The sequence below is a fragment of the Micrococcus sp. LASM2_SD2 genome (assembly GCF_057364565.1).
On sequence record NZ_JBNFOB010000040.1, the window covers coordinates 1 to 12,659 of the forward strand.

Genomic DNA, 12,659 nt, shown 5'->3' on the forward strand with positions numbered 1-12,659 from the left:
TCCTCCGCCTTCTTCTTCGCCGCCTCCTCCTCGGCGGCGGCCTGGGCAGCGGCCTCCTCTTCGGCGGCCCTCTGTGCGGCCTCGGACTCCTCCGCCGCAGGGATGCCTCGGCGGCCGCGCTGGACTCCGCCGCGGCACTGGACTCGGCGGCGGCCTTCTCCTCTGCCTCCTCCTCGGCACGGCGCGACTCCTCGGCGGCGGACTCGGATGCCGCGGCCTCCGCGGAGGCGTCGGACTCGGCGGAATCGCTCTCCGTCGGGGTCGCCGACGGCGTGGCCGTGGTGGTCTGGGAGGCGGAGGAGGGAGCGGCGGAGGTCTGCTCCGCGGCGGTGGAGGTGTCCGCATCGGCGCAGCCGGCGAGCAGGGCGAGGGCGGCCAGACCACCGCTGAGGACGAAGAGGGGCGAACGGGAAACGGTCATTTTCACTCCAGGACAGGAAGCACACCAGGATGCTGGTGAGTCAGCGGGCACTGGGTTCGTGCCCACGTTCTGCATAGTAGGGTCCGCGGCGGACACGATAAGCCGCGCACCGATGTGACGATCCGATGAACATCGGCAGGAATCACCCCGCATCCCTGGCCACCGCACCTGTGAAAGAGCGGAGTGGAAGATGAGGACGCCACGTGGGCGTCCCGCCGTCTCCGTCCCCGAACCCCTGCCCGCACCGGGCATTACAGGAGTGATCTTCCATGGCCCACACGCCGTTCGCAGACCGCGTCGCCCTCGTGACGGGCGGAGGCTCCGGCATCGGCGCCGCGATCTCCCGTGAGCTCGCCAAGAAGGGCGCCGGTCGTGGTGTCGGACCTGAGCCACAAGAACGCGGAGAAGGTCGTCCAGGAGATCACGGACGCCGGCGGCACCGCCGTGGCCTTCGTGGCGGACGCCTCCTCCCGCGAGGACAACGAGAACCTCGTGAAGTTCGCCGTGGACAACGGTGCCTACACGGCCGCCAAGCACCCGATGCAGCGGCTCGGCACCGCCGCGGAGGTCTCCGCCCTGACCTGCTTCCTCCTCTCGGACGAGGCCTCGTTCATCACCGGCGGCTACCACCTCGTGGACGGCGGCTACACGGTCGTCTGATCCCGACCCGCCCCCACGGCCGGGTGCCCTTCCGCACGGACGGGCACCCGGCCGTCGTCGTGCTCCGGCCAGAATGGGGGCATGCCCCTCCTGCTTCCCGACGACGGCGCCCACCCGCCTCGACCCCTCCCCGGTGCTCGTGGCCGGCACGCCCGGGGCCGGGAAGGCCCGGCCGATCCTGCTGGAGCGGGCCACCGTGATGGTCTGGCTGGACCTGCCCGTGCGCACCGTGATGCGGCAGGTGGTGTAGCGGACGCTCATGCGCCGGCTGCGGCGGGAGCGGATCTGGGGGACGTCGATGGAGCCGCCCCTGCACACGTTCTTCACGGACCGGAACCACATCGTGCGGTGGGCCTGGAGGACCCGGCACCAGACCGCCGAGCACGTGGATCAGGCCCTGGAGCGGCGGCCGGAGCTGCCGGTGCTGCGGGTGCGCTCGCATGCCGAGGCGCAGGACGCCGTGTGGAGGCTGGCGGAGGCCGCAGGGCGCTGACGGGAGGGGTCCCGCGGATCCGCGTCGCTGGACGCGGGGCCGGGGCGGATCCGGGCCGGATCGGCCTAGGCTCGAGGACATGAGCACCGATGCGCAGGACCGAGACCTGATCGTGCGCACCTCCCTGGCGTGCCTCGTGTCCATAGGCGTCGTGGCACCGCAGTGGGGCAACATCGCCACCACGTTCGGCAAGCCCGTCCTGGCCCGCGCGGCCGCCGAGGCGCTGCGCTTCCTGGCGCTGCAGGCCGCCGCCCAGACCGACCGGCTGCCCGAGCAGCTGTTCGCCGGCCTGCGCGGCGGCAGGTTCTCGAGCGCGTACGACGCCGACGACGAGAGCGCCGAGGAGGCCACCGAATGAGCACACCGGGAACCGGGTCCGACGAGGCCGGAATGCACTTCTACGAGCCGGCGCACGGGCACGGGCTGAAGCACTCGCCGTTCAACTCGATAGTGGCGCCGCGGCCGATCGGCTGGATCTCCACCCGCGCCGAGGACGGCACCCTGAACCTGGCGCCGTACTCCTTCTTCAACGGGTTCAACTACACCCCGCCGATCATCGGGTTCAGCTCCACCGGCTCCGCGTCCCCGAAGGACTCCCACGCCAACGCGGTGGCCACCGGGGAGTTCTGCTGGAACCTCGTCAGCCCGGAGCTGGCCGAGGCCATGAACGCGACCTCCGCGGCCGTGGGCCCGGAGGTGGACGAGTTCGCCCTGGCCGGTCTGACGCCGGTGGAGTCGCGGATCGTGCGGGCCCCACACGTGGCCGGCGCGAAGGTGGTGTTCGAGTGCCGCACCTCCCAGGTGCTGCCGCTGACCGGGGCGGACGGGACCCCCACCACCGCCACCGTGGTGTTCGGCGAGGTGGTGGGCGTCCACGTGGACCGGGCCTGCATCGACGCCGAAGGGGTCTTCCGCACGGAGCTGGCCGACCCGATCACCCGCGGCGGCGGCCCACCGCCTATCACCGGCTCGGCGAACGCTTCGACATGCGCCGGCCCGGGTGACGACCCGTCACCACGGCGGCGGCCGTGTCCTACTGTTCAGCGCATGGCACTGAAGTGGTGCACCGTCGTCGTGGACTGCCACCACCCGCAGGCGCAGGCGCACTGGTGGGCACAGGCCCTGGACTGGGAGGTCGTCTACGACACCCCCGAGGAGGCCGTGGCGATCCCCCGGGGGGTCTCCGCCGAGCCGGTCGCCGACCTCGACGCCTGGATGCGCCGCGGTCAGGGGCTGGTCTTCGTGCCCGTCCCCGAGGGCAAGGGCGTGAAGAACCGGCTGCACATCGACCTCGCGCCGCACACCTCCCAGGATCGGGACGCGGAGACCGCCCGCCTCGAGAGGCCCGGCGCCACACGGGTGGACGTCGGACAGGACGAGGACAAGGTCACCTGGACCGTGCTCGCAGGCCCGGAGGGCAACGAGTTCTGCGTGCTCTCCTCGCGGGACCGCTGGGGCGGATCGTCACGGCGACGCCGCCCCGCCGGGAAGGCGGGGCGGCATGCGTGCGGTGAGGGGCCGACGTCGGGAAGGACGAGGGTGGAGATCAGGCCAGGTAGGTCTCCTGGATCCAGCCCTCACGCCCGTCCGCGGTGCGGACCTGCTGCCAGCCTCCGGACTCCCGGCCCAGCAGGGTGACGGTCTCCCCGGAGCGGACCACGGAGAGGATCCCCGCAGTCCAGGAGGCGCCGTCCCGCAGGTTCACGGCCATGGTGGTGGTCTTGGTGTCCGCGGCGGTGCCCAGGTAGGTGGTCATGATCCAGCCCTCGCGTCCGTCCGAGGTACGGACCTTCTCCCAGCCGTCGGTGCGCTGCCCCAGCAGGGTGACGGTCTCGCCCTCGCGGACGATGCCGTTGGTGGCCGCCGTCCAGGAGGCGGTCAGGCGCAGGTTCACGGTCATGTTCGCCTGGACCTGGCTGCTCGGGGCAGGGGCCGGATCCGGCACCGGCGTGGTGGAGCTGCCGACGTCCAGGTAGGCGCCGTGGATCCAGCCCTGGCGGCCGTCCGAGGTGCGCACCATCTCCCAGCCGGACTCGCTGGTGCCGAGCAGGGTGACGGTGGCGCCGCCTGCCACGGTCCCGTTGACGGCGGCGGTCCAGGAGGCGGACAGGCGCAGGTTCACGGGCATGGTGGTGGTCGCCAGGTTCTCCGGCGCCGGGGTCGGGGCGGTGGATCCCGCCTCCAGGTAGGCGCCGTGGATCCAGCCCTGGCGGCCGTCCGCGGTGCGGACCAGCTCCCACCCGGACTCGTTGGTGCCCAGCAGGGTGACGGTGGCGCCGCCTGCCACGGTCCCGTTCGTGCCGGAGGACCAGGAGGCGGTGGTGCGCAGGTTCACGGCCATGGTGGTCTGCGTCTGGCCGGCCAGATCCGGGGCGGGCTGCGGGACCGGGCCGGTGGCGGCGTCGATGCGGTCCGCCGCCTCCTTCTGGATGGCGGTCAGCCGCGGCTCGAGGTACTGGCCCGGGCAGACGGTGCGAGAGGTCGAGATGTGCCCCATGACGGTGGGCAGGGTGACCTGCTCGCCACGACGGAACCGGGAGGTGGACGTGGAGCTGTCCGCGGTGGACGTGAGCACGGCGGTGCCGTACGGGTCGATGCCGTTCTTGGCCAGCTGCCAGGCGGCCACCTGGGTGATGGACTCCTGCAGGGCGGCGGTGGGCATGACCTCGTGGTAGTTGCCGAGGGCGGAGATGCCGAAGGTCTCCGTGTTCATGCCGGCGGCGTGGGCACCGGTGCGGATGAAGTCCGGGGAGTCCTTGCGGCCCTCGTAGACGGTGCCGAACTTGTCCACCAGGAAGTGGTAGCCGATGTCCCCCCAGCCGAGGGTGGACGCCTGGTACAGGTAGATCGCCCGCACCTGGGCCGCGGCCTGCTCACGGGTGTAGTCGTTCGTGGACGCGGTGTGGTGCAGGATCATCGCCTTCGGCAGGATGACGGTGCCGAAGGAGCCGTAGCGGGACTCGTCCGCGCCCCAGGCGGAGCGGCGCACGACGTTCGGCCGCAGGCTCTCCACCTGCGCGTCCGTGAGCTGGGACTGGGAGGAGGCCGTGCCAAGGGAGGAGGCGGTGCCCACGGACGAGCCGGCGGCGTCCGGGGCGGCGGTCTTCGGGGCGATCTGCGGAGCGGTCTCGGCCGGGGCCGACTCGGCCGGGGCGCGGCCGTCCAGGGTGCCGGTGCCCGGGTCGATCAGGGAGACCTCGGCGTCCTTGGCCGGGGCGCCGTCCGCGGTGGTGATGCGGACCTGCACGCCGTCCGCGCCGTTGGACAGGAACGGGGCGGTGCCCAGGCGGCCGGCCACCGCCGTGTCCGCCTCGTTGATCTCCACGGACTCCCACGGGCCGAAGTTCTCTCCCTCGCGCAGGCGCATCTGCACGTCGGTCACCTGCGGACCGGAGGCGTCCCAGGTGAGGCCGGCGAGCATGAACTCCTCTGCAGTGGCCTCGAGCAGGTTGCCGTCCACGGCGAGGGTCTGCTCTGACTCGCCGGTCACCTGCGCGGTGGTGCCGGCGGCCGGGGCGGAGGGGTCACCGGTGGCGGGGGCCGGAGCGGGCTGATCGGTTTCGGTGGCCTGGGAGACGGGCGGCAGGACGGCGGCGGCGAGGACGGCCGCGAGGACGGAGCCGTTCAGGGCACGGGGCATGGGACTTCCTCAAGTGATGCAGGTGTGCGGCGGATGCACTGACGCACGCCACGCACGCAGGCAGGGGAAGACCGGCGTCATCAGAGCACGATTCAGCATAGCCGTCGTCCTCATCGGGTGGACGAGACTAATATGCCCCGCCCCATTCGACTGCAGACCCTGCGCTTCACCCCGGGCCGGCCCTCCCACCGCCTCGGGGCTCGGTGCCCGCCTCGGGACCCTGCTCCGCGGCTCAGCGTCCCACGGCCGCGAGGTCCTCGATGAGCTGCTCCGCCAGCGGCTGCGCCGAGGCCGGGTTCTGACCGGTGTAGAGGTTCCCGTCCACCACCACGTGGGGGCGCATGGGCAGCACGGCCTTCTCGAAGTGCACCCCGTTGTGCTTCAGCTGGGACTCGAGGGTCCACTTGGCCTTGCGGGCGGCAGGGACGAGCTTCTCCTCCGCATCCGAGAAGCCGGTCATGGTGCGGCCGCGCACGGCGATGGTGCCGTCCTCCGCCTTGGCCGCGAACACGGCGGCCGGGCCGTGGCAGAGGAACGCGATCGGGGCGCCGGCGGCCATCCGGCGGGCGATCAGCAGTCCCGAGTCAGGGTTGTACGCCAGGTCCTCCATGGGGCCGTGGCCGCCGGGGTAGAACACGAGGTCGTACTCGGACTCGTCCACGTCCTCGAGCCGCACGGGCCGGTCCAGCTCCGCGCCGATCGAGGTCAGGTACTGCTCCGTGGCCTCCCGCTGGGCCGGGGTGCCGCCCATGACGCCGAGGGACGCCTCGTCCACGGTGGGGGCGTCTCCGCCCGGGGTGGCGATGGTGATGTCCCAGCCGGCCTCGCGGAACAGCCGGTGCGGGGTGGCGAGCTCGTCCGCCCAGAACCCGGTGGGGTGGACGGACCCGTCCTTCAGGGTCCAGCCCTGCGCGGCGGAGACGACGAAGAGGACAGAGGTCATGGTGTGGGGATCCTTCCGTGGGGGGGCTTCCCGACGACGGCCTCCCTCCCGGGGTGCCCGTCGTCGCCTTTCGGTGCCCCACTCTTCCCGCGTCTCGGGGATCCGGGAAGGGCTGAGGCGTGCCCGATTCAGCCCTCGGCCACCCGGACGCGCACCAGGTCCCGGGCCTCCTGGAGCGCACGGCGAGCCTGACGCGGCCGTCCTCGTCCGCGGCGTGCCGGGGCGCGTCCGCACGGGTGACGGCCTCCCCGAGCACGAGCCGCAGCTCCGTGATCACCTGCGTGGCCGTCGTCGGGTCGTTGATGCCGGGTGAGAGCGCACGCTCGGCGGCGCAGGCGGCGAGCCGCTTCTCGTCGACCTCGTTGAGGTGTCCGTGGCGGTCGTCCATCCGCACCACGGTGGACGTGCCCGCAGGCGACCACAGACCCAGCTCCGGGGCGTCCTCCGCCTCCAGCAGGGCGCTGCGGAGGGTCTTGAGGCACGCCGAGGGTCCACTGCGTGATGCGCGTGGACAGGAAGACCTGCAGGATGCGCGGGCTGAACTGGCTGGAGGCCAGCTGCATGACCACCATCGTGATGGAGAAGACCAGACCGGTCACCGAGATCATCGCGCTGGCGATGGCGCCGAGGACGCTGCGGGCCCTGTCCGGTCCGCCCGGGAACGTCACCCAGATCTCATCGGTGCAGGGCGGCGTCGAGCTGCGGAAGCACCAGGCCCAGCAGCACCGCCGCCACCGTGACCGCTGCCTGGATGACCCAGAACGGCTGCACGAGGCGGCGCAGCGGCAAGGCGATGTGGATGCTGTGCGGTGCGGCCAGCACCGGCACCTGGGCGGGGACGGAGCTCATGGGGACCGGTCAATCAGGCAGGCCCGCCGGAGGCGCTCGGACAGGCCGGGCGGACAGACGGAGGTGAGGAGCCGTCGTCGGGAAGAGGGCGCCGATAGGCTCGAGGGCATGACCACGCCGTTCCAGAAGCAGAAGCTGCGCTCGTTCATCGCCGACCTCGCCGAGCAGGACCAGTGGCCGGACGACCTGGCCGCACAGGCGTCCGAGCTGACCGGCGAGTCCGAGGTGTATCCCGAGATGGCGACGATCGCCACCGGGCTGGTCGCGTCGATCGGCGCCGGCATCAACCTGGACCCCGAGGACGTGTGGCCCGGCGTGAAGGAACGGTTCCTGCAGGTGGTCCCCAAGGGCGAGGACGGGCAGCCCGGCCAGCTCGAGCTGCTGACGTACCAGTGCCTGCACGCCCTCAGCGAGGGCGCCGGGTCCGAGTACTTCCGCTCCCGGCTCGAGGCGTTCCCGGGCCCGTATGCGGCCCGCGGGTTCTCCAGCGCGATCGACTACCTGGTGTATTCGGTGGCCGTGGAGCTCGACGAGTCCCCCGAGTCCGTCTACGCCGGCGTGCGTGCCGGGCAGTACTCGGAAGGAGCAGGTGCGGGGTGAGCCCCCTCCGGCTCACCCGTCCGTGACGACCTGCCCCGCCCATGCCGCGACGCCGTCCAGCGCCGTGCGGAGCCTCGCCCCCGCAGCACCGTCCGGGACGGTGAGCCGGGCGTCCAGGTCCCGGCAGGCCCACAGCAGATGCCAGGCCAGGTCCTCCCAGCCGAACCCTCCGACCGTGAAGCGGCAGCCCGCCCGGGTGGCCACGAGGTCCTCGCGATAGGCGGCCGGGATCCGCTCGGCGACCCGCTCGGCGCCGACGTCCATCTCCACCTCCAGCACGCACGGGAAGCGCTCCGTCATGGTGCGTTCGAGGCCGTGCGGAGGGACCGGGCGGGGTGCACAGCGGAAGGTGGTCGCGTGGATCCCGGACATCCGGTCCAGGCGGAAGAGGCGCCAGTCCTCCCGGTCCCGGTCGAAGGCCTGCAGGTACCAGCGCTCGCCCTGGGTCATGAGCCGCCCGGGTTCGACGAGGCGTGGACCCTGTTCCCCTGAGGGCTTGACGTAGTCGAAGCGGACGAGCCGGTGGTCGCGCTGCGCGAGGGCCAGCTCCTGGAGCGCCTGCAGGTCCACCGCGGGGCGGCTGTGCGGGATGGCGCTGGTGGCGGTGTCCACCGCGGCGGCCACCGCCCGCAGGCGCGGGGGCAGGACCTGCTCGAGCTTCGTGAGGGACCGCAGCGCCGCCTCTCCCACGTCGTCGGACCCGGCGAGGGCGGCCATCCGCAGGCAGGCCACCATGGCGACGGCCTCGTCGTCGTCCAGCAGCAGCGGCGGGAGGCGGCGGCCGGCGCCGAGCCGGTACCCGCCCTCGATGCCACGCTCGGACTCGACCGGGTAGCCCAGCTCTCGGAGCCGGGTCACATCCCGGCGCACGGTCCGTTCGGTCACACCGAGGCGTTCGGCGAGCTCGTGCGCCTGCCAGGTGGTGCGAGCCTCCAGCAGGCCCAGGAGTCGGAGCACACGCTGTGTGGTGTCAGCCATGCGGCCATTCTGCCCCGAGGCAGCGGACCAAACCTGTCCGCAAGGAGCGGTCTGATGATTCTCGACGGCACTCCCGCCGGCGACGAAAGGAAGCACCATGCTGTACCTCCCTCAGATCCACAACGAGCACACCACCCTCTGCCGCTACCTCGACGTCCAGCTCGACGCGATCCGTGCCAGCGCCTACGGGCTCAAGGACGAGCAGGCCCGGCAGTGCCCGCTGCGCAGCGACCTGAGCATCAGCGGCCTGCTCAAGCACACCGTCTTCGTGATGCGGCAGTCCCTGTCCGGTGCCGGTCACTCCGAGCACGACCAGCCGGACACCGCGTTCTTCACCAGCTTCACCCCCACCGAGGAGGAGACCCTGGACGCCCTGCTGTCCCTCTTCGACGCGGTCCGCGCGGACTACACGGCCATGTGCCGGGAGGGAGACCTCGACGCCGTGGTGGAGCTCGGTCCCATGCCCTGGGTCGGCCTGGACGAGCCCCGGTCCGCGGCCCTGCGCTACCAGTACGTGCACCACGTCGAGGAGTTCGCCCGGCACGCCGGCCACGCAGACCTGATCCGCGAACAGATCGACGGCGCCCAGGCCGTCGAGCTGCAGGCCGCCGTGGAAGGGCTGCCTGCCAACGAGTATGTGACGCCCTGGGGGCAGTGACCCGGCGGCCGGTGCCCACGAACCGGGCGCGGCCGCAGATCCCGGCTAGCCTTCGCCCCATGTCCTCCCGCAGCCCGCTGGCCCTGATCCTGATGACCGCGATCGTGCCGGTCCTCTGGGGATCCACCTATGTGGTGACGCGCCAGTGGCTGCCGGCGGACATGCCGCTCACCGGGGCCGCGATCCGCGCGCTGCCCTCCGGCCTGCTCCTGCTGGCCGTCACCCGGCAACTGCCCCAGGGCCAGTGGTGGTGGCGCGCCACGGTGCTGTCCTTCATCACCATGGGTCTGTTCTTCGTCCTCGTGTACACCTCCGGGGCCCGCCTGCCCTCCGGGGTCGCGGCCACGCTCATGGCCTCGGGCCCGCTGGTCATGGTGGTGCTGGGCCGGCTGCTGCTGAGGGAGAAGGCGCCGGTCATGGCGTACGTGGGGGCCGTCGTCGGGATCCTGGGGGTGGCGCTGCTGGCGGGGTCGGCGATCGCCACGCTGGACGTGCTCGGCGTGGTCGCGGCGCTGGTGGCCGTGCTGATCTCCTCGCTCGGCTACGTGCTGGCGAAGAAGTGGAAGCCCCCGGTGTCCTCGCTGACGTTCGCGTCCTGGCAGCTGACGATCGCCGGGATCATGCTCACCCCCGCGGCGCTGATCGTCGAGGGCCCTCCCCCGGCACTGGACCTGCCGGCGATCCTCGGCTTCGCCTACCTCGGCCTGATCTGCACCGGCCTGGCCTACGTGCTCTGGTTCCGCGGCCTGGCCGGGCTCCCCGCGCGGACGGTCGGCATCCTGGGTCTGCTGAACCCGCTGGCCGGCACCCTGCTCGGGGCGCTGGTGGCCGGGGAGGTCCTCTCCCCCGTGCAGGCCCTCGGCGGCGTGACGATTCTCGCCGGCGTGGGTCTCGGGCTGCTCACCACGCCGCGGCGCCGCGGCCGGCGGCCTTCCCCGGCACCCGCACCCTCTCGTCTTCGCTAGCGAAACGGGGACGGGGTGCCCACAGCGCACACCGGTTCCTGAGTCCTGCCCCAGGTCCGCGAGAGCGGCGGCGACCTCCCGCGTCCCGGCACGCGCCGGCGGTGAGGAGCAGGCCCCCGTTCGCGCAGCGGGGTGACCCGCGGGGTCCGCCTGCTCGCCGGCACCGCCGGCATCCCCGTGCTGCTGGGCGTGCTCGCGGTGGTCCTGTCCTTCACGACGACGGCCCTGGCCTGGCCCGCCGTCCTCGCCCTGGTGCTCAGCGGGATCGCGGCGGTGTGCCTGGCTGCCGGCGCGGTGTGCCTGCGGTCCGCCCCGCCTCCTCGCTTTCGCTGACGAGACGGGAGGGGCTGCCGGCGGTCTGGCTTTCGCTGACGAAACGTCAGAGGGTGGCGGAGGGGCGGGCCTTGGCGGTCAGGTGGCGGCGCTTCTCGATCAGGGTCTCCCACGGGTGGGCGACGTCCTTGAGGTTCAGCGGCGGCTCCAGCTCGTCCACCACCTCGTGGGCCACGGCGTCCACCTCGGCGGAGTCCACGGCCACGGTGGAGACGGTCAGGTGCTCCTTCATCCAGGCGGTGAGGCGGTCCTCGGCGTCCGGGGTCAGGGCGAACTTGGCCGAGCGCGAGCCCGGGGAACGCGGCACGAGGGTCAGCTCGAGCTCGTCGAAGAGCAGGGCGGCGAGGCTGCGGCGCAGGGTCGAGGTCGCGGTGCGGCCGGAGTGGAAGTGCCCGCGGACATCGCGTCCGAGCAGGGACTTCGGAGCGGTGCCCACATAGAGGAGGTTGTCGTCGAAGGCCACGTCGTCCAGGCCGAGCTGGGCGATCGCGGCGTCGTCAGCGGCCACGGCGAAGAGGCCCGGGACGGCGTCCACGCCGGTCAGGTACTCCTCGTAGGACGCCCCAGCCGCGGTCAGCGCGGCGGCGGCATCGGTGGCCTGCGGGGTCATGGTGGCGGTTGCTGCGGTGTTCATGCCTCCCATAGTGGGACGGGCAAACTTCCCACCCCCATGGGTGTCCATAGTCTGGACACTTGACCAAATAGTGAGATCAGCGCGGCGGCCGCCCCGGGTCCATACTGGTCCGCATGGCCCCCCGTTCCAGCCCCTCCACCCCGCCGCCCGAGAGCGCCTCTCCGACCCGCTCCCCCGCACCGCGCACCGTCCACCTCGGCATCTCCGGGGAGTCCGCGCGCATCGTCCCGGACGAGCACGAGGGCGGCCACGTCCTGGAGATCGGCGGGCACGTCCAGTCCCACGTGGACCTCGCCCGGCCCCGGCACATCCGGTACGAGTACCTGCGGCGCATGGCCAACGTGCTGGACGTCCTCGCCCGGCCGGGGAGCCGATCGACATCCTCCACCTCGCGCCGGCGCCCTCACGCTCCCCCGCTACGTGCAGGCCACCCGTCCCGGCTCGGACCAGACCGTGGTGGACATCGACCGGGAGCTGGTCTCCTTCGTCGCCGCCGAGCTGCCGCTGCCCGAGGGCACCCGGCTGACCTCCGTGATGGCCGACGCCCGCGACGCCGTTCAGTCCCTGGCCGGCCGCACCTTCGACGCGGTCGTCCTAGACATCGCCGCCGGCGTGGACACCGCTCCGCACCTGACCGGCAGGGACATGTTCTCCGTCCTGCTGGACCTGCTCGCCCCGGCCGGCGCACTGCTGGTGAACGTGGGGGACGAGACCGGCCTACGCTTCCTCGCCGACCAGGCCCGCGAGCTCGAGGCCGCCTGCCTGGACGCCCGCCTGACCGGCGCCTGGACCCTGGCCGACGCGACCATGCTCGAGCGGCTGGCCTACGGCAACGCGGTGCTGGCCGCCGGCGGCCTGTTCGGGGGGGCGCCTCCGCGGCGACGGACAGGCCTGGGAGGGGGCCGTCGTCGGGAAGGACGAGCTGACCGAGCGGCTCACCGCCGCCGGACCGCACCCGGCAGCCGTGCTGGATCCGGCCGGCACCGCCGGCCTGGCCAGGAGGATCGGCCTTGCCTGAGCAGACCACGACGACGGCACGCACCTCCGCCCCGCCCCGCACCCTGATGGTGCTCCTGTTCTCCCTCTCCCTGGTGGCCGGCGCCGTCACGCCGCTCCAGGGGCGGGTGAACTCGGCCCTGTCCACCGCCGTGGCGGACCCGATCCTGGCGGCGCTGATGTCCTTCGCGTCCGGCCTGGCGACCATGGTGCTGGTGACCGCCCTGGTGCCCGCCGGGCGGCGGGCGGCGGCCGAGGTGCTGCCAGCCCTGCGCGACGGGCGGGTGCGCTGGTGGTACTTCACCGCCGGGTTCATCGGGGCGTGCCTGGTGTTCACGCAGTCGCTGACGATCCCGGTGATCGGGGTGGCGGTGTTCACGGTGGCGATGGTGACCGGCCAGGTGGTCGGCGGCATGGGTGTTGGACCGGCTCGGCCTGACGCCGGCGGGCGTGCAGCGGATCGGACCGCGCCGGCTGGCCGGCGCCGTG

General features: G+C 72.6%; 15 protein-coding genes and 5 pseudogenes. 12 read left to right on the plus strand and 8 right to left on the minus strand.

Features of this window, described 5'->3' with window-relative positions; genetic code table 11:
• On the minus strand, positions 1-421 hold a 421-nt coding region (locus AC2W7A_RS03870; RefSeq protein ID WP_485990206.1), incomplete at its 3' end, for a hypothetical protein.
• 269 nt (positions 422-690) lie between these two features.
• Between AC2W7A_RS03870 and AC2W7A_RS03875 the strand changes: the two are divergent.
• The 6 genes and pseudogenes from AC2W7A_RS03875 to AC2W7A_RS03900 all read left to right on the plus strand — a co-directional run.
• A pseudogene (locus AC2W7A_RS03875) lies at positions 691-1,081 on the plus strand (SDR family oxidoreductase).
• Between the two features lie 73 nt (positions 1,082-1,154).
• A complete protein-coding gene (locus AC2W7A_RS03880) occupies positions 1,155-1,331 on the plus strand; it encodes a hypothetical protein (protein ID WP_485990207.1) in 177 nt (58 codons plus the stop codon).
• A 48-nt stretch (positions 1,332-1,379) separates the two neighbouring features.
• Positions 1,380-1,574 (plus strand): hypothetical protein, encoded by a 195-nt coding sequence (locus AC2W7A_RS03885; RefSeq protein ID WP_485990208.1) that lies wholly within the window; start codon positions 1,380-1,382, stop codon positions 1,572-1,574.
• 79 nt (positions 1,575-1,653) lie between these two features.
• Entirely contained in the window at positions 1,654-1,932 is a 279-nt protein-coding gene (locus AC2W7A_RS03890) for a hypothetical protein (protein WP_485990209.1), read from the plus strand.
• A gap of 32 nt (positions 1,933-1,964) precedes the next feature.
• Positions 1,965-2,450 (plus strand): annotated as a pseudogene (locus AC2W7A_RS03895) (flavin reductase family protein); the annotation flags it as partial.
• 171 nt (positions 2,451-2,621) lie between these two features.
• Positions 2,622-3,026, plus strand: a pseudogene (locus tag AC2W7A_RS03900) (VOC family protein); the annotation flags it as partial.
• 94 nt (positions 3,027-3,120) lie between these two features.
• Here AC2W7A_RS03900 and AC2W7A_RS03905 read toward each other — a convergent pair.
• From AC2W7A_RS03905 to AC2W7A_RS03925, 5 genes and pseudogenes are all read right to left on the minus strand, one after another.
• Entirely contained in the window at positions 3,121-5,214 is a 2,094-nt protein-coding gene (locus tag AC2W7A_RS03905) for an SH3 domain-containing protein (RefSeq protein ID WP_485990210.1), read from the minus strand.
• 232 nt (positions 5,215-5,446) lie between these two features.
• Entirely contained in the window at positions 5,447-6,157 is a 711-nt protein-coding gene (locus AC2W7A_RS03910) for a type 1 glutamine amidotransferase domain-containing protein (protein ID WP_485990211.1), read from the minus strand.
• A gap of 181 nt (positions 6,158-6,338) precedes the next feature.
• Positions 6,339-6,545: pseudogene (locus AC2W7A_RS03915) on the minus strand (DUF2254 family protein); the annotation flags it as partial.
• Between the two features lie 103 nt (positions 6,546-6,648).
• Positions 6,649-6,825 (minus strand): annotated as a pseudogene (locus AC2W7A_RS03920) (DUF2254 family protein); the annotation flags it as partial.
• A 7-nt stretch (positions 6,826-6,832) separates the two neighbouring features.
• Complete coding sequence (locus AC2W7A_RS03925; protein ID WP_485990212.1) at positions 6,833-7,006, minus strand: hypothetical protein; 174 nt, start codon at positions 7,004-7,006, stop codon at positions 6,833-6,835.
• A 108-nt stretch (positions 7,007-7,114) separates the two neighbouring features.
• On the opposite strand from AC2W7A_RS03925, the gene AC2W7A_RS03930 reads away from it, so the two are divergent.
• Entirely contained in the window at positions 7,115-7,606 is a 492-nt protein-coding gene (locus AC2W7A_RS03930) for a hypothetical protein (protein ID WP_485990213.1), read from the plus strand.
• 12 nt (positions 7,607-7,618) lie between these two features.
• Here the strand turns inward: AC2W7A_RS03930 and AC2W7A_RS03935 are convergent, their stop codons facing one another.
• Positions 7,619-8,584, minus strand: coding sequence for a helix-turn-helix transcriptional regulator (locus tag AC2W7A_RS03935; protein ID WP_485990214.1), 966 nt, complete (start codon positions 8,582-8,584; stop codon positions 7,619-7,621).
• 97 nt (positions 8,585-8,681) lie between these two features.
• Between AC2W7A_RS03935 and AC2W7A_RS03940 the strand changes: the two genes are divergently transcribed.
• The 3 genes from AC2W7A_RS03940 (at position 8,682) to AC2W7A_RS03950 (ending at position 10,540) form a co-directional block, all read left to right on the plus strand.
• A complete protein-coding gene (locus AC2W7A_RS03940; RefSeq protein ID WP_485990215.1) occupies positions 8,682-9,242 on the plus strand; it encodes a mycothiol transferase in 561 nt (186 codons plus the stop codon).
• A 59-nt stretch (positions 9,243-9,301) separates the two neighbouring features.
• Positions 9,302-10,207, plus strand: a complete 906-nt coding sequence (locus tag AC2W7A_RS03945) for an EamA family transporter (protein WP_485990216.1) — start codon at positions 9,302-9,304, stop codon at positions 10,205-10,207.
• Positions 10,208-10,339: 132 nt separating this feature from the next.
• A complete protein-coding gene (locus tag AC2W7A_RS03950; protein ID WP_485990217.1) occupies positions 10,340-10,540 on the plus strand; it encodes a hypothetical protein in 201 nt (66 codons plus the stop codon).
• A 46-nt stretch (positions 10,541-10,586) separates the two neighbouring features.
• Here the strand turns inward: AC2W7A_RS03950 and AC2W7A_RS03955 are convergent, their stop codons facing one another.
• On the minus strand, positions 10,587-11,174 hold the full coding sequence (locus AC2W7A_RS03955; protein ID WP_485990218.1) for a GIY-YIG nuclease family protein: 588 nt from the start codon (positions 11,172-11,174) through the stop codon (positions 10,587-10,589).
• Between the two features lie 420 nt (positions 11,175-11,594).
• Here AC2W7A_RS03955 and AC2W7A_RS03960 point away from each other — a divergent pair, with 420 nt between their 5' ends.
• Entirely contained in the window at positions 11,595-12,239 is a 645-nt protein-coding gene (locus AC2W7A_RS03960; protein ID WP_485990219.1) for a spermidine synthase, read from the plus strand.
• Positions 12,185-12,659, plus strand: a 475-nt coding sequence (locus tag AC2W7A_RS03965) for a DMT family transporter (RefSeq protein ID WP_485990220.1), incomplete at its 3' end; no start/stop codon positions are given. The genes AC2W7A_RS03960 and AC2W7A_RS03965, both read left to right, overlap by 55 nt.